This window comes from Tenuibacillus multivorans, assembly GCF_900103915.1.
Lineage (GTDB): Bacteria > Bacillota > Bacilli > Bacillales > Alkalibacillaceae > Tenuibacillus > Tenuibacillus multivorans.
The window spans coordinates 389,431-405,927 of record NZ_FNIG01000002.1 but is presented as its reverse complement, the minus strand read 5'-3'; the positions used below and the strand labels follow the sequence as shown (position 1 = coordinate 405,927).

The 16,497-nt window shown below is 38.5% G+C and carries 19 protein-coding genes; 14 read left to right on the top strand and 5 right to left on the bottom strand.

What is annotated here, in order from left to right:
* Genes BLP77_RS04755 through pseI form a run of 6 tightly spaced genes read left to right on the top strand, consistent with a single transcriptional unit; the run spans nucleotide 1 to nucleotide 5,551 of the window.
* The gene (locus tag BLP77_RS04755; protein ID WP_093855959.1) at nucleotides 1–945 is read left to right on the top strand and encodes a GDP-mannose 4,6-dehydratase; all 945 of its coding nucleotides are present in this window, start codon (nucleotides 1–3) and stop codon (nucleotides 943–945) included.
* Nucleotides 946–956: 11 nt separating this feature from the next.
* Entirely contained in the window at nucleotides 957–2,162 is a 1,206-nt protein-coding gene (gene pseC, locus BLP77_RS04750) for a UDP-4-amino-4,6-dideoxy-N-acetyl-beta-L-altrosamine transaminase (RefSeq protein ID WP_093855958.1), read from the top strand.
* 4 nt (nucleotides 2,163–2,166) lie between these two features.
* Nucleotides 2,167–2,895, top strand: coding sequence for a cytidylyltransferase domain-containing protein (locus tag BLP77_RS04745; protein ID WP_093855957.1), 729 nt, complete (start codon nucleotides 2,167–2,169; stop codon nucleotides 2,893–2,895).
* 11 nt (nucleotides 2,896–2,906) lie between these two features.
* A complete protein-coding gene (pseG, locus tag BLP77_RS04740) occupies nucleotides 2,907–3,947 on the top strand; it encodes a UDP-2,4-diacetamido-2,4,6-trideoxy-beta-L-altropyranose hydrolase (protein ID WP_176752958.1) in 1,041 nt (346 codons plus the stop codon).
* Complete coding sequence (pseH, locus tag BLP77_RS04735; RefSeq protein WP_245686804.1) at nucleotides 3,944–4,501, top strand: UDP-4-amino-4,6-dideoxy-N-acetyl-beta-L-altrosamine N-acetyltransferase; 558 nt, start codon at nucleotides 3,944–3,946, stop codon at nucleotides 4,499–4,501. The genes pseG and pseH overlap by 4 nt, the downstream gene beginning before the upstream one ends.
* 3 nt (nucleotides 4,502–4,504) lie before the next feature.
* Nucleotides 4,505–5,551 carry a pseudaminic acid synthase gene (gene pseI / locus BLP77_RS04730; protein WP_093855955.1) on the top strand — a complete coding sequence of 349 codons (1,047 nt, stop codon included), beginning with the start codon at nucleotides 4,505–4,507 and terminating at the stop codon, nucleotides 5,549–5,551.
* A gap of 53 nt (nucleotides 5,552–5,604) precedes the next feature.
* On the opposite strand, the gene BLP77_RS04725 is transcribed toward pseI, so the two are convergent.
* The 3 genes from BLP77_RS04725 to BLP77_RS04715 form a co-directional block, all read right to left on the bottom strand.
* Nucleotides 5,605–6,273 (bottom strand): BMQ_0737 family morphogenetic spore coat protein, encoded by a 669-nt coding sequence (locus BLP77_RS04725; RefSeq protein ID WP_093855954.1) that lies wholly within the window; start codon nucleotides 6,271–6,273, stop codon nucleotides 5,605–5,607.
* Between the two features lie 394 nt (nucleotides 6,274–6,667).
* Nucleotides 6,668–7,072: a M67 family metallopeptidase gene (locus tag BLP77_RS04720; protein WP_093855953.1), complete on the bottom strand. Its 405-nt coding sequence runs from the start codon at nucleotides 7,070–7,072 to the stop codon at nucleotides 6,668–6,670.
* A 358-nt stretch (nucleotides 7,073–7,430) separates the two neighbouring features.
* Complete coding sequence (locus tag BLP77_RS04715) at nucleotides 7,431–7,955, bottom strand: hypothetical protein (protein WP_093855952.1); 525 nt, start codon at nucleotides 7,953–7,955, stop codon at nucleotides 7,431–7,433.
* A gap of 257 nt (nucleotides 7,956–8,212) precedes the next feature.
* Here BLP77_RS04715 and BLP77_RS04710 point away from each other — a divergent pair, with 257 nt between their 5' ends.
* The 7 genes from BLP77_RS04710 to BLP77_RS04680 all read left to right on the top strand — a co-directional run bounded on the left by BLP77_RS04710 (nucleotide 8,213) and on the right by BLP77_RS04680 (nucleotide 14,428).
* Nucleotides 8,213–8,794: a hypothetical protein gene (locus tag BLP77_RS04710; RefSeq protein ID WP_176752957.1), complete on the top strand. Its 582-nt coding sequence runs from the start codon at nucleotides 8,213–8,215 to the stop codon at nucleotides 8,792–8,794.
* On the top strand, nucleotides 8,781–9,086 hold the full coding sequence (locus tag BLP77_RS04705; protein WP_093855951.1) for a hypothetical protein: 306 nt from the start codon (nucleotides 8,781–8,783) through the stop codon (nucleotides 9,084–9,086). The genes BLP77_RS04710 and BLP77_RS04705 overlap by 14 nt, the downstream gene beginning before the upstream one ends.
* Before the next feature lie 104 nt (nucleotides 9,087–9,190).
* Nucleotides 9,191–9,637 carry a class I SAM-dependent methyltransferase gene (locus BLP77_RS04700; protein WP_176752956.1) on the top strand — a complete coding sequence of 149 codons (447 nt, stop codon included), beginning with the start codon at nucleotides 9,191–9,193 and terminating at the stop codon, nucleotides 9,635–9,637.
* A gap of 530 nt (nucleotides 9,638–10,167) precedes the next feature.
* Entirely contained in the window at nucleotides 10,168–11,259 is a 1,092-nt protein-coding gene (locus BLP77_RS04695; protein ID WP_093855949.1) for an NAD(P)/FAD-dependent oxidoreductase, read from the top strand.
* 83 nt (nucleotides 11,260–11,342) lie between these two features.
* A complete protein-coding gene (locus BLP77_RS04690) occupies nucleotides 11,343–12,932 on the top strand; it encodes a peptide chain release factor 3 (RefSeq protein ID WP_093855948.1) in 1,590 nt (529 codons plus the stop codon).
* Between the two features lie 242 nt (nucleotides 12,933–13,174).
* Nucleotides 13,175–13,777, top strand: a complete 603-nt coding sequence (wrbA, locus tag BLP77_RS04685) for an NAD(P)H:quinone oxidoreductase (RefSeq protein ID WP_093855947.1) — start codon at nucleotides 13,175–13,177, stop codon at nucleotides 13,775–13,777.
* Between the two features lie 102 nt (nucleotides 13,778–13,879).
* Nucleotides 13,880–14,428, top strand: coding sequence for an NADPH-dependent FMN reductase (locus BLP77_RS04680; RefSeq protein ID WP_093855946.1), 549 nt, complete (start codon nucleotides 13,880–13,882; stop codon nucleotides 14,426–14,428).
* Between the two features lie 60 nt (nucleotides 14,429–14,488).
* Here the strand turns inward: BLP77_RS04680 and BLP77_RS04675 are convergent, their stop codons facing one another.
* Complete coding sequence (locus BLP77_RS04675) at nucleotides 14,489–15,310, bottom strand: DUF5677 domain-containing protein (protein ID WP_093855945.1); 822 nt, start codon at nucleotides 15,308–15,310, stop codon at nucleotides 14,489–14,491.
* Nucleotides 15,311–15,438: 128 nt separating this feature from the next.
* Nucleotides 15,439–16,050 (bottom strand): hypothetical protein, encoded by a 612-nt coding sequence (locus BLP77_RS04670; protein WP_093855944.1) that lies wholly within the window; start codon nucleotides 16,048–16,050, stop codon nucleotides 15,439–15,441.
* Nucleotides 16,051–16,255: 205 nt separating this feature from the next.
* On the opposite strand from BLP77_RS04670, the gene BLP77_RS04665 reads away from it, so the two are divergent.
* Entirely contained in the window at nucleotides 16,256–16,441 is a 186-nt protein-coding gene (locus BLP77_RS04665; protein WP_093855943.1) for a type Z 30S ribosomal protein S14, read from the top strand.
* Nucleotides 16,442–16,497 lie beyond the last annotated feature (56 nt).

The window sequence follows — 16,497 nt, the reverse complement described above, 5'->3', positions numbered from 1 at the left end:
GTGAGAGTCTTAGTGACTGGTGGAGCGGGATTTATCGGAAGGTGGGTCGTTCAGCAGCTATTGAATGACGGTCACCAGGTCTGGGTTTTAGATGATCTTTCCAATGGAAGACGAGAAAACATCGAACCTTTAAAGGAGGATGAGAATTTTATACAATTTATTGAAGGCGATATCAAAGGCGAAATGCTGTTACAAGAGCTTTTCATGGAGTCATTTGATATTTGCTATCATCTAGCAGCGAGTATCAATGTCCAGGATAGTATTGATGATCCAAGTACGACTTTTGAAAACGATACAATTGGAACGTTTAATCTATTAGAACAATGCCGGAAGCATCATGTCAAAATGGTCTTTATGAGTACGTGTATGGTTTATGATAAAGCAAACCAATTAAATGGTATAAAAGAAACTGACCCGATTAAACCAGCTTCACCATATGCTGGTGCTAAGATATCGGCCGAGAACATGGTCCTATCCTATTATTACGCCTATGGGTTGCCAACTGTTATTGTTCGACCGTTTAATACGTACGGTCCTTATCAAAAAACGGGTGGAGAAGGAGGTGTTGTGGCCATCTTCATCAAACACAAGCTAGATGGTAAGCCGCTATCTATTTATGGAGATGGTAATCAAACCCGAGACCTTCTCTATGTTGAGGATTGCGCCCGCTTTGTCGTGCAGTCAGGTTACGCCAAAGAAGCGAATGGTGAAATTATCAATGCTGGTCTTGGTCGAGACATAAGTATCAATCAGCTCGCACAATTAATCAGTGAAGACACTTCACTGATTAAGCATATTGAACACATCCATCCACAAAGTGAAATTCAGAAATTGTTATGCAATTATGATAAAGCCTATCAGCTATTCGGATGGGAGCCGACGATTAGCCTAGAAGAAGGGATTGACCGTACAGAAAAATGGATTCAATCGACGGATCTTATTTAGGAGGAGTATGAATGGAGGAAAACAATCAATTAGCATATCACGGAGGAGCTCCTGTCAGGGAGTCTTTTTTACCCTATGGGCGTCAATTTATCGATGAACAGGATATTCAATCGATTGTGCAAGTGCTTCGAAGTGACTATTTAACAACAGGTCCAACAATTCAGCGATTAGAGGAAGAGCTAGCGGGCTATGTTCAAGCTAAGTATACCGTTTTATTTTCGAGTGGAACTGCAGCATTACACGCCGCGTGTTATGCTGCAGGTATTGAAAACGGAGATGAAGTCATCACGACTCCAATGACGTTTGCGGCAAGTGCTAATAGCGTCCTCTATAACGGTGGCACACCTATCTTTGCTGATATTGACCCTGACACTTACAATATTTCGCCTCAAGCCATCAAATCCCAAATCAACGACAAAACAAAAGCAATTATGCCGGTCGATTTTACAGGACTGCCATGCGATTACGATGCAATTCGCTCGATTGCAGACGAATACGGATTAACGGTGATTGAGGATGCGGCTCATGCACTTGGTGCTCAATATAAAAATCAACCTATCGGAAGCCTAAGCGATATGACGATATTTAGTTTTCATCCCGTTAAGCATATGACAACAGGTGAAGGAGGGGCTGTCGCGACGAACAATCTTGCATTCTATGAAAAACTCAAACAATTCAGGACACATGGCATTACCAAAAATCGCGAGCAATTATTAGATGACCATGGTCCTTGGTACTATGAAATGCAATTCCTCGGCTTTAATTATCGAATGACGGATTTACAGGCTGCCCTCGGTCTTAGTCAATTAAATAAATTAGATGATTTTATTAGAAGACGTAAACAAATTGTCGTAACGTATCAAGAAAGCTTTCAACACATGAAGACCATCACGACACCAGAAGAATTAACGGGCTATGAATCGAGTTGGCACTTATACGTAATGCGGTTAAAGCATCAACATTTATACGCTAGCCGTCGAACGATTTTCAAAGCATTACAAGCAGAGAATATCGGTGTCAATGTTCACTATATTCCCGTTTACTATCATCCTTATTACCTACAGCTAGGTTATCGAAAAGGGATTTGTCCCCATGCTGAACAGTTATATGAAACGATCATAACCCTTCCATTATTTCCAGCTATGAGTGACGGGGATGTCGCGGATGTCATTGAAGCCGTTCAAAAGGTGATTACCTATTATTCAAAAAGAAGGTGATGACGTGAAAGTTGTAGCGATTATGCAGGCACGTATGGGCTCGACACGACTTCCAGGTAAAGTGCTTAAACCGATTTTATCCAAACCGTTATTGGAGTATCAAATCGAGCGCGTGAAACAATCCAAATTAATTGATGAACTGGTTGTGGCTACGACAACGAAACCCATAGATGAAGAGATTGTTCATCTTTGTCGTCAAGTAAATTGTCATTCGTTTAGGGGCTCCGAAAAAGACGTTTTATCAAGGTATTATGAAGCGGCACAATATTATGAAGCAGATGTTGTCGTTCGCTTAACATCCGATTGTCCACTCCTTGATCCAGAAGTTATTGACCAAGTGATTCAACAATATTTAAAAATGAATCCTTATCATTATGTCACTAATACTCTTGAGCGTACTTTTCCGCGTGGGATGGATACAGAAGTTTTTTCTATGAATATATTAAATCATGTCTACCAAAACGCTACTGCCAAAACTGACCGTGAACACGTCACATCTTATATACGAAAGCATTCAAATTCGTATAATCTCGCCAATGTTTTCTATCCAATTGACCAAAGCCAATATCGACTAACCGTAGATACGCTAGAAGATTTTAATCTCATTCAGTTAATCATTGAGACATTATACCTAAAAAAGCCGAACTTCACATTAGAGAATGTCTTACAGCTGCTAAATGAGCATCCAGAATGGGCCAAAATCAATGCTCATGTTGAACAGAAGAAATCGTGAGGCGATACGTGGTGAATATTTATATTAGAACAGACGCTTCAATCGAAATCGGAACGGGTCATGTGATGCGGTGTTTAACCTTGGCTCATGCGCTTAAGCTTAAAGGAGCCAAGGTATCCTTTATATCTAAGGATTTAGAGGGTCATTTAATAGATTTTATAAGGCAGAATGGATTCGATGTTGCTCCCATTCGTTATTTACCAACCTTCGATGATAAGATCGATGCAGTTTTGACACAACAAATTTTAAAAAATGTGAAGGTCGATTGGTTGATTATTGACCATTACGAAATTGATGAACGATGGGAAAGGCAAATCCGACCTTATACCGAGAAGATCATGGTTATCGAGGATTTTTCTAGGACGAAGCATGACTGCGATTTACTTTTAAATTATCATGTATACGCTACGATCCACGATCAATATAAACAATTACTCCCCAACCATACACGAACGCTATTGGGGTCCGATTATATATTACTAAGGGATGAATTTTTACAAGAAAGAAAAGACACTATCGTAAGAGATGGATCAATCAATCGAATTCTCGTTTCATTCGGTGGAACCGATCCAACAGGTGAAACGGTTAAAACGTTACAAGCTCTACAGCAGTTAAATCTTCAGTATATATCGGTTGATGTTGTCATAGGTGATCAAGCAAGCGATAAAGGACTCATTCAACAACTATGCGAGGCTAATCCTCAATGGCGTCTTCATATACAGTCAGATAATATTGCAAAACTTATGCGACAGGCTGATCTAGCCGTAGGATCAGGTGGCGTTTCATCGTATGAAAGATGTTTTTTAGGCTTACCGACATTAACCATCCAAACAGCTGATAATCAACACAATTTACTTCAATCGTTGAAGACGTTAGGTGTGATCGACTATTTAGGTAAACACGATAACGTAGATCAAACTCGAATTCAACAAAAGCTTAACGGGTTGATTCAATATCCTAGCCGGCTAAAAGAGATGTCAAACCGCTGCCTTTCACTATTTAATTCTGAAGATGGTGTTGAGCTTGTCAGTTCAACGATATTGGAGGGATGATCATCGATTTAAATGCTTTTTATTTAGAAGCCTTAAGCGAACCATATTTAGAGAAAGTGTTAGAATGGCGGAATTCCGAGCCGATTCGATCGGTCATGTATTCCGATCATTTAATTACTTGGGATGATCATTATGCGTGGTATCAACGCATTTCAACCGACGATACTTCTATCGTTCGGTTATTATTTTACAATGAAAAACCAGTAGGACTAGTGAATTTTTCTAACATTGACCGAAAGAATTGTCGTTGCTTTTGGGGATTTTATATCGGAGAAGCTAATGCCCCAAAAAAGTCGGGAACAGTAATGGGATTATTAGCATTAGATATGATGTTTGAAGATAAGAACCTTAATAAGATCTGTGCAGAAGTCATTGAATCGAATCCTAAGAGTTTGCATTATCACAAAAAACTAGGTTTTGAAGAGGAAGGCTTGTTTAAAAAGCATATTCTAAAGAATAATCAATGGATGGATATTACGAGACTCGCCTTATTTCGAGAACAATGGAAAGAAACGCGAGGAAATCTATTAAATTATTTTAAAGGAGGGACCTAATAGATGAGTATACAGATTGAAAATCGAGTGATAGGGAAAAAGCATGAACCGTTTATTGTCGCTGAAATGTCAGGCAACCACAACCAATCGCTTGACCGTGCACTAGAAATGGTTGATGCGGCAGCCCAAGCTGGGGCACATGCTTTGAAACTACAAACGTATACCGCTGATACGATGACATTAAATCTAGAAAAGGATGATTTTATAGTCAGTGAATCGAATCCTTTATGGGGAAATCAAACACTCTATGACCTCTATTTACAGGCCTATACCCCGTGGGAGTGGCACAAGCCAATTTTTGATCGATGTCATGAGCTTGGTATGACAGCTTTTAGTTCACCTTTTGATGAAACTGCGGTAGACTTTTTAGAATCACTAGATGTGCCTTGTTATAAAATAGCATCCTTCGAGAACATCGATTTGCCGTTAATTCGCAAGGTTGCACAAACCGGTAAGCCAATCATCATTTCAACTGGAATGGCAACGGTGGCAGAAATTGATGAAGCAGTCAATACAGCCAAACAATCAGGTTGTGAGGACCTTATTCTTTTAAAATGCACCAGCACTTATCCTGCCACACCGGAAAATACGAATATATTAACGATTCCTCATATGAGAGACACTTTTCAATGTGAGGTTGGATTATCAGATCATACGCTCGGAACCGGTGTGGCGGTCGCCAGTGTCGCTTTAGGAGCCACAATTATTGAAAAGCATTTTACTTTATCACGTAACGATGGTGGGATAGACGCGGCTTTTTCCATGGAACCTGATGAACTGGAATCTCTCGTTCAGGAAGCAAAACGATCGTGGCAGTCATTAGGTACCGTCACATATGGACCAACAGAATCCGAATCTGATTCAAAAAAATATCGACGCTCGTTATATGTAACTGAAGATTTGAAGAAAGGTGACGTGTTAACTGCAGAAAACTTAAAAGCGATTCGGCCTGGATATGGATTATCTCCAAAATATATCGATGTTTTACTTGGGAAACAGGTTAATCAAAATATAAAAAAAGGAACGCCTGTAACCTGGGATCTTATATAATAGAATGAAAAAAGACTGGCAAATTGAATTGCCAGTCTTTTTTAGGCCAATCCTTACGCTCCATTACCAGCGGTTCCACCATTTCCGACGTCGTTATTAGCCGGGAAGATAGCTGGGCACTGAGGAGGAATAGTTGGAGCTGGGCATGGAGGGAATGGTAATAAGTCGCGTGGTTGACAGAAGTCAGCCACTAACTCTAGTGTTACAGGGAATGTCGATTGAATGCTCTGGCATAGGCGAACAGAAACGACAGCATCAAAAGTTGCGCCTACTGCAGTATCTGCTGGTGTACATTCAAATGCTACTACGAAGCAGTCAAGGTCTGTATACGTGACTTCGATGTCCGTTTCATCTGGTGCACACAAGATAACTTGCTCGCTACGAGCTAAGTCTAGATCGACTTCTTCAACACCAGTAGCTGTTTCAAAGAAAACAGTGACAACAAAGTTTTTACGGATGGTCACGACTTGTAGTGTAATCTCTTCTCCATCAATAACAAACGTACGATCCTCACGTTCTAGAATTTCGATTGGATCAACAGCTGCAGGAGCGACTTCACAAACCACGTCATCTTCGTCGAAATCGCCACAGTCTAAGCCAGCTGGTAGATCTTCATCAATAATGTTTATATCGAATGTTGCTTCGTTGACAATCCAATCATAGACCTTCTCCGTATTAATACAAAGAAGTTCTTGATCACCTGCAAAGTTTTGGTTTTGCATATTGATTTAGCACCTCCGAAAATTTATATAAATTATATTTAATTTATATATTGATAAGATATGTATTTACTAGAGAAAGTTGTAGGGTAAGCGTTTAGTTTTCTTAAGAATAATTATAGGAAGATGCGGAATTTTAATAAATATATACAAAAAAACTAAACTCCTCCTTGGGATAATGAGGAGGAGTGTCAATACCATCATGGTTGGTTAATTGCCGCAACCACAATCACCTTTATTAGACTTTTTCTTTGGTTTTGGTCTTTCTGAATTTATAGCCTTTAGCTTTTTATATGAGTTGTTTGTAGATTGAGCTTTCAACATATACATCTCCTTTTAATCATATTCAATCATACCATATTATAGTTTTTAATAGACTCATTAGAGCGGGCTAGAATCATGAGCTAAATTGAATTGGGCATTCCTGATAGTGTTGATTCAATATTTGGAAACATTTCACAGACGGCTCATGATATTTATAAGAAACAATCATCATAAGGACCTGATCCGACATATGGTTTTTAATGTCACCATATGAAGGGAGTGGTTTTGAAGTCGGATGTGAGTGATAAATTGCGATAAGGTCTTCTTGTACGGCTTCAAATTGCTTGATCGTTGAACGAACTGTTTTTTTATCAACGAAGAAACGGAGATTTGATTGTAATTGATTTTCTAACGGCCAGACGGATTGAATTTGATCATGAGTCCCACTTAAAAAACCACAAGCTTCATAAGGGAGCTGAGACTGAGTGGATACTATAATCTCCTGATAGCATTGATTAGGTAGAATGAGCGGATCCATTATGACTTTTTCCTAAAGAATGGGGATAATAGTCGTTGATCAAGTTTATCTTTTTGCTTTTGTTGTTTGGAACGCGTTGGTTTTGCTCTGATCTCAGGTCGATTAACGGGTTGTTGCTGCTTTTGATAAACTTTCATTTCTTGTAGTTGATCGTTGTTTTTTTCTTCTTTTTTGACAGAGTTGTTATTTTCCGTGTTTGTTAGGTCGACTTGGTTTTGCCTTCTTCTCTTAGTGTTTCGAATGAAAGTTTGTGAATTTAGCTCAGGTCCTAATGCTTGTTGATTCGCACGTTTAACATTTAAGTCTTTGTTTCTAACTAAATTATTAAATTGAACAGAATTTCGATTTCGTCTATTAGTTAAATTTTTTTTTTATTATTTGGAGCGAGTTCAATCTGTCTGGAAGAAGATAAGAAGTTTTGAAGCTGTCTAAAGCTAGAAGTAGGTTGCTGCATTTGACGGTTCCTAGATGGTTGATTTTGATTAGCCCTCTGGTTTGATCCTGTTGTATTTGTATTTGTGCGTTGCTGCTGTTCAAGCAAGTCTTTAATTTCTTCTAACAAAACGTCTGAATTAAATTTCTTCACACGTTCTTTAACAATGGTCATATCGTTTTCCAAATCGTTAATCGAACGTTTAATTAATTGAATCTCTTTTAATAAATCATCATTTCCTGCTTGATCGACATTTTGCTCTTCTTGCTCTTCTTGCATCGTTTTAATCACCCTTTCTAAGTTAGTAATCTGCTCTTGGTAGTCATATAGTTTTTCAGCATGACTGGCCAATTGATTTGATTTTAATTGATTTAACGATGTCTGGTATTGTTTGATTTGACGTTTTAATGATTCAATTTCATCAACGTTATAAAGTTTAAATTGAACCAATAACGTTCACCCTTTATATTCACATTATATTAATCGTCTAAAAAATTGTGCTAGACGTTTGATATAGTTGTTTATTGATAGAGAATTAATAGGCTAAATCATAATACGGCGCTCTCATACTATTCATATGCATCATGTTTAAGAACATTATGGAATATTTTATGGGTACGCCTTTGGGAATAACGGTTGAGTCAATAGCATAGGTATATGGAGAGGATTTATCTAAAAAATTTTCAAAAGGAGTGAACGTTTGGGCATTGGATCAAAAGCGTTTTCAACAAAAGCTAAGTGAGCTAAACGACCAAACCCATCACTATTTATCCGAATTACGAGAATTAATTTCGCAAATGGACTTCAACTCGGGTCAATCCCTTCAGACAATTAGTTATTTTACTTTTTCAATGAATATTTCACACGATCTTGACATGGAAAATCTAATCCTCGGTACATACCACATACACAATCTCAGTGAACAAAACATCAGCAATCCTTATATATGTATCAAACTATCTTCTGGTACTCCGTTCATGTTTTCAGGTAAATACATTTATCCCGATTCCCAGAAACAGATCAGAACACCAGGGGCTTGGGAGCGAATGAATGATCGGGAGGATAAAGAAGAATACTGGTTAAGGCCACTTGATCGAGAAATCATTGAACCTAATGAAATGATCACGTTTCCAAATTTCCAAATAAAATGGAGTCCAGATAAATCATATTCAGGTAGCGTTATGGGATTTACGTATAGTGATCAATTTCAAGATGGTATGGCATCGCTTAATCAAATTAATTTGAGTGGAAATGTAAGTAGCGGGGGTGAAGGGAATGGCGAACAGTGACAAGGACCTGTTATTAAAAAAGTTAATTCACCAAAGCATTACAGAGCAGCTTGATGAACTGAAGAACAACGAGAATCCCGATCACAGTTTTGTTTTGCTTGAGAGTAAAACATTGAATATGCTGTTAATGTATTTATTGCTCAATTTTGAAGAACGAGAAGGGCAAGTGCCGAATAAAAGTAGCGAAATAGAAGAGGATTTAGTCGAAGCGCTTGATGGTTACATGTCAGGACAAAAAGAAGCCTTTGAAGGGATGATCGATTTACTTAAAGAAAATCAGTCCACAACGTGAATAAGGTAGTTCTCCCATTCTATATAAAACTTGGTGAATTCACTCAAACATTAAATTTTTGAACTTAATATACTAAATAGAGATTCTTTATGGGAGGATTTTATTTGGATTATAAAAGTGTAGAAGAGCTACATGAGTTTTGGAAAAATCCAGGCAAAAGCAATGACCCTAAATTGTATCTAAAAAAATCAAAGCGTTCGGAGTACCTCTATCGCTTTGTAAATCAATATGCTGAAACAGATGCGAAAATTATGGAACCCGGATGTAATGTAGGCCGAAACCTTCATCATTTATATGAAAACGGGTATCAAAACTTAACCGGTATCGAAATCAATGAAGAAGCTGTGGATTTAATGCAACAACATTACGCTGATATGGCAGAAAATATTCAGGTTTACAACCGTTCATTAGAGAATGTTTTGCCAAAATTTAAGGATCACGAGTTTGATTTAGTTGTTTTCAATGGCTGTATTAGAACATATTCATACAGACAACGATTGGGTCTTAGAACAAATTGCTCGAATAACGAAATCACATTTGATTGTGATTGAATCCGAGTCTTGGGATTCTGAACGACATTTTCCAAGAAACTATAAAAAGATATTCGAATCGTTAGGTTTTAAACAAATTGAAGTAGACGAAGAGTGTGAAGGGTTTGGAAAGACATTTATTTGTCGGGTTTTTGAACGAAAGTAATGATTCGGTATGGTGAACTGCTTTAAAGGCAACAACCTTAAAGCAGCTTTTTTTTGTGCCTCTAAATCCCCGATGAAGGAGTTTGAGTCCCCAAAGAGTGGCTCACATTCCCCAATGAAGGAGTCTGAGTCCCCAATGAACGGCTCTAAATCCCCAATGAAGGAGTCTGAGTCCCCAAAGAATGGCTCGCATTCCCCAATGGTGGATTCTGAGTGCCCGATGAGCGGCTCAAATTCCCCGAAGTAGGAGTCTGAATGCTCAATGAAAGCCCCTCATACCCCAATGAAACAATCTGAGTCCCCAATGTTAATAATAATTCGGACGTTTTCTTATATTAAGAGGGACTGATAAACTGAAGGTAGATTTAAATGAAGGAGTCAATAGGATGAAACCATATATCGTGATTGGGGCGGGGATCTTGGGTGCATCAACCGCTTATCATTTAACCAAAAAAGGAGCAAAGGTTCTTTTAATTGATAAAAAAGATGAAGGAGAAGCTACACGTGTAGCTGCCGGCATCATTAGTCCGTGGCTATCCCAGAAAAAGAACGATAAGCTGTATCAAGTCATCAAAAACGGTGCGAGATATTACCCGGGCTTGATTAGACAACTGTCAGAGGACGGAATCACAGAGACAAGCTATGGTCGTGTTGGCTCAATCCACTTACATAAAAATGAGGAAAAACTAGACAAGATGGTAAAAGACGCATCACATCGTCGGGAAACAGCGCCTGAAGTGGGGGATATCTCCATTTTAACGAGTGAGGAAGTCGCCGGGCATGTACCGATTATGGCTGATCGGATGGGGGCCGTTCATGTGAGCGGTGGTGCGCGCGTCAATGGTGACACCTTCCGAGCTACATTAGTCGCAGGAGCTAAAAAGCATGGGGCAGAGGTTTTAAAAGGCGAAGCTGAAATCGTTGATCAAGCGACAGTCAGAGTTGGTGACCAAACGTATTCAGGTGAAAAATTAATCGTCACCAATGGCGCTTGGGCTGAACGTCTGTTAAAGCAAGTCGGTGTAGAATTTAAGGTTAAATCTCAAAAAACACAAATATTACATTTGGAGCTACCACATCAAGATCCATCGAAGTGGCCAGCGATTATGTTGCCTAATAATAAATATATCGTTGGGTTCTCCAACCACAAAGTATTTGTCGGTTCATCGCATCGAGACAACGATGATTTTGACTCAACCAGTTCAGCAAGTGGTGTTTATGAAATTTTGAAAACGGCCTTTAAGTTTGCGCCAGGCTTAGAAGAAGCTCAGTTTATCGAATCGCGTGTTGGGTTTCGTCCGATGACACCACTGCAGTACCCTGTTTTAGGTCCATTACCAGGACAAGAAAAAATAATCGTTGCCAACGGCCTTGGTGCATCTGGTATTACGAGTGGTCCGTTTTTAGGTGCAGAGCTATCACGCTTCATCCTTGATGAAGACACCATTTTAGATTTCAAAAATTACAACATATTATAAAATGAGTGATTTTTTATGTTAATTGTAGTATATTGAGATGGTGATTTTTACCCAAACAGCACGATATAGAAGGGATTTTTAGAATGGCGATACAAGAAGAGATGAGTAAGCGGAGGACGTTTGCGATTATATCTCACCCGGATGCGGGGAAAACAACCTTAACCGAGACTTTACTTCTGTTCGGTAATTTGATCCGCTCAGCTGGTACGGTTAAAGGAAAGAAATCAGGTAAATTTGCAACATCAGATTGGATGGAAATCGAAAAGCAGCGCGGTATTTCCGTAACATCTAGTGTGATGAATTTTAATTATCAAGGCTTACAGGTCAATATTCTCGATACACCTGGGCACGAGGATTTTAGTGAGGACACATACAGAACCTTAACGGCAGTTGATAGTGTCGTTATGATCATTGATGCTACTAAGGGAATTGAAGCACAAACAAAAAAACTTTTTAAGGTTTGCCGTATGCGTGGTATTCCGATATTTACGTTTATTAATAAATTAGACCGTGAAGGACGTGAACCGCTCGAACTCCTAGAAGAAATTGAGGAAGTACTCAATATTGAAACGTATCCTATGAATTGGCCAGCCGGAATGGGGAAACGATTTCTTGGCATTTTTGACCGACATGACAAACAATTTGTCCAGTTCAGCGGGAATGAGCAAGAGACATTTATTCCTTATGATGATTTGGACAGACCAGCATATGAAAGTTTGGTGGCACAAGAAGAATATCAGCTTGCACAGGATGAAGTTTCATTACTCGATGAAGCGGGAGACCAATTTTCATTAGATGCTGTTTTAACTGGAGAACAGACACCAGTATTTTTCGGAAGTGCATTAGCACCTTTTGGGGTTAAAACCTTTTTCGATACATTCATTTCGATGGCACCGCAACCGGGCGCAAGAAAAACAACAGAAGGCGTAGTCCAACCCGGAAATCCGGAATTTTCAGGCTTTATTTTCAAAATTCAAGCGAATATGAACCCAGCACACCGTGATCGTGTTGCATTTCTACGAGTTTGTTCAGGGAAATTTGAACGGGGCATCAGTGTCAAATTGGCACGAACAGGTAAGACGATTAATCTATCACAATCACAGCAATTTGTTGCATCTTCACGGGGAACGGTTGAAGAAGCTTATGCAGGTGATATTATCGGGATTTACGATCCAAATGTTTATCGAATCGGTGACACGTTACTTGAAGGAAAAGAGCTGTTTGAATATAACGAACTGCCAAAATTCCCTCCAGAACAATACAAACGGGTTACAGTTAAAAACGTGATGAAATCAAAGCAGTTTAAGAAAGGAATCGAACAACTTGTTCAAGAAGGCGCGATTCAACTGTTTACGAAGTACAAAACAGAATCGTATATTATAGGTGCTGTCGGTGAGCTTCAATTCGATGTATTTAAATATCGTATGCAAAATGAATATAATTCAGAGGTTGTGTTGGAAACGATAGGTGAACGTATTCCGAGATGGTTAAAAGATGATCAAGTCGACTCAACGTTATTTGATGAACGTAACATGCTTGTGGAAGATCGCGAAGGACATTACGTCGTACTATTTAAAAATGATTTTTCACTACGATGGTTTAAAGATAAACATCCAGAGATAGAGCTGATCGATTTATATGAAGTGAATCAATACGACCAAACAGAATCGTAATACAAAAGCTGTATCTTTTGCATAAAGGTACAGCTTTTTTAATTAAAAATCGAACTTCTTGACTTTTTAAAAAAACCAAACTATACTTTGTAAATGAACTTACAAAATGTAAGTTACTGATAAAACATTTGAGAAGGTGCCCAAGTCCGTATATCATCACAAATCTTGAGGATGTGAAGAATTACATGGGCTTACTAGAAAGATTATTTGGAAAAAATACTAACCAGAAGGGGAGTTCAAACATGGCAAATGTCAATTTAGCAGTTATTTATTATAGTTCAACAGGTACAAACTATGAATTAGCCAAATGGGCTGAAGAAGCAGGTAAAGAAGCAGGTGCAGACGTTAAACTTCTAAAAGTACCTGAGCTTGCACCACAAGAAGCAATTGACTCAAACCCAGCTTGGAAAGAACATGCAGAAGCTACAAAAGATGTTCCAGAAGCAACATCTGATGACATTGAATGGGCAGATGCAATTATCTTTAGCACACCTACACGTTTTGGTAACGTTCCTTCTCAAATGAAACAATTCCTTGATATGCAAGGTGGACTATGGGCAAACGGTAAAACAATCAACAAAGTGGTCAGTGCGATGTCTTCAGCACAAAATCCACACGGTGGTCAAGAGAAAACCATTCAAGCTATCTATACATCCATGATGCACTGGGGTGCTATTATTGCAGCACCAGGTTACTCTGATCCGGTCATCTTTGGCGCTGGCGGTAACCCTTATGGCACAAGCGTAACAGCAAGTGAAAATGGTATGGTAGAAGATGTGGAAGGTGCCGTTAAACATCAGGCTAAGCGTACGATTGAAGTCGCAACAAAGATTAAAAATGGCTAAAACAACATAATATTCGGTTCAAGTAAATGGACTTAGAGTTATTAGCGTCCTAATTCCCAATCGAATTAGGGCGTTAGTTTTGAGAATATAGGAGGTACAACCATGACAAACGAAAAATTAAACATCGGAATTATTTTAGGAAGCACACGTGAAGGACGTGTCAGCCCCCAAGTAGGGGAATGGGTTAAAGGAATCGCTGATGAACGCGGCGACGCAAATTATGAAATTGTCGATATTGCGGATTACAATTTACCGTTTTTAGGAACAACAGACGGTAAAGAACCAGGTATTGCAAAATGGAATGAAAAACTGGCAGACTTAGATGGGTTTGTCTTCGTCGTTCAAGAATACAATCACAGCATTTCAGCTTCATTAAAAAATGCTATCGATTTTGCGCGTGAAGCATGGAACAATAAAGCTGCAGGTATCGTAAGCTATGGATCAACTGGTGGAGCTCGTGCAGCTGAACATTTACGTGGCATCATGGGCGAATTAATGATCGCTGATGTTCGTGCACATCCTACATTATCCTTATTTACTGACTTTGAAGACTTTTCCGTATTCAAACCAGCTGAATTACATCTTGATAATGTTAATGCAATGCTAGACCAAGTTATTGCTTGGAGCGGAGCATTAAAAACTTTAAGATAGTATTAAAAAAAGGGATGCAAGTCGCATCTCTTTTTTTATTTAGGTTACTGTTCCGGTTCTCTAGTCCTTAGTCGAAAGCTCTTCAAGGGACTGCCTTAGTTGTACATATTCCTTACTACTTTCATCAAGACCATCTTCAATATCAAATAACTCAAACACAATATTCAACACTCTATCCAGCATATCCATACAGGTAATGAGGACAAGGCGGACATCATCATGGATGTTTTCTAAATCAGGATACCATTTTAATGTTTCAATTTCTTCGTCTTCATTAAGCGAAAAAAACTTCTCAATCACCTTCGAATTCGCATGGATTTCATCACTGAAAATCCGGTAAACATATGAATAGAGGTCTGGATAACCGACCATATTTGCCAGTTCTTCAACGGTTGGTATTTCCTTAATATCCTTTTTCGCAATATGGGCCTTCATTTTGCTGATTTCATCAAAAAAATCAATGGATTCAGTGATTTCATCATTTAAGCCTTTAAATTTATTGTCTTTAATAATGTTTAAAAACTTTAAGCGTCGAAACTCGTTTTGATTAACATACTGAATTGAATTGTCGTAATGAAGCGCACAAAATTTTAGATTAATCAGCTTTTCGACAAGTGCTCGTGTCAAGCTCTTACAATCATTGACTAGTCCTTTTTTGGCTAAGATGTATATCGAATTAAAGCTGTTTAACGTCAAAATGTATAAGCCCGACACCGCAATTTCTTGAACATTATGGCTATGTATGTTCAACTTAAATTTTAGCCGGTGGGCAAATTTATTGTAATCCTCATACAGGGAAAAAAACGTTTGATTTTTTTGGTGAATTTCAATTTCGATTTGTTTTACTTGCTCGGATAAATATCCTTCGTAATTAAAGGACATTAAACATAACCTCCCCCAACTAAGGCATCAATTCAACATAAATAGGATATCCTTTTTTTCTACATTTTATTTGGTGTCTTCACAGAATTTAAAAAGCCTTGATCCTAAAAAGAATCAAGGCTTACATATTATTCTTCGCTTTCTTCCTCTTCGTCAGGAAATTCACCATCTAAGTAACCAAAACCCAATTCATTCACTAACCATCCGCCATCTACATTTCTGACGTTGTAAGTATAGTGTCCACGGTTCTCTGTTGCATCACCTGCGATAGTATAATTGAAAAGGTAATTATCTTCTGACACTTGGTACGTTTTATTTTCATTAGGATCTACAATAACTGTGAAATCACGCTCTTTCCAAGTTAATTCCCCATCAATCTCTTCAACTACTTTTGATGCAATGTCATTTGCGAATTTTTCTGTCACAGGAGCATTTTCTAAGAAATAAGTTGCTACATCTTCAGTGGATTCAACGCCTTGAACTGTAGTGCCATCTACATGTTCACTTTGGAATTGCTCCATTACATCACTATAGCTTTGAACAGCTGAAGCCACTTGTTCTTCAACACTTACTTCAGCTTCTTCCTTAGAGTCTTCTGTGTCTTTAGTTTCTTCGTTATTCTCTTCTTGTTCTTCTGTTCCATTCGTGTTATCGTCCGTTCCGCTTGTGTTGTCATCGTTACTTCCGCATGCTGTTAGAATGAGCAACATCGAAGCAAAAAGAACAGCTAAATAACGCATGAAACCCCCTCCTTAATGTTTTGAAATTTTTGACTCCGAGAGAAATTATAACGCTATTCAAAATAGAAAGTCAATCAAAAAATTACGAATTTCGAAGTTTTTTTCAGTTTTGAATAGGCTCTCCATTACCATTATTTACATGAACCAGATGGGGAGATTTTTGATATAATATTAATTTGATTCAAAATATAAAGGAGGGTGCCGCATGGCAAAAGTATCACAAGTGGTTAAACAACAAAAACCACAGAAGTTCAAAGTTCGCGAATACACGCGTTGTAAGCAGTGCGGCAGACCACATAGTGTGCTAAAGAAATTCCAACTATGTCGAATCTGCCTCCGCGAATATGCATATAAAGGACAAATTCCTGGCCTTAAAAAGGCTAGTTGGTAGGATATAAAAGATTAACCCCCATTTCAAATGTGAGATGGGGGTTTTGTAATGTAGAA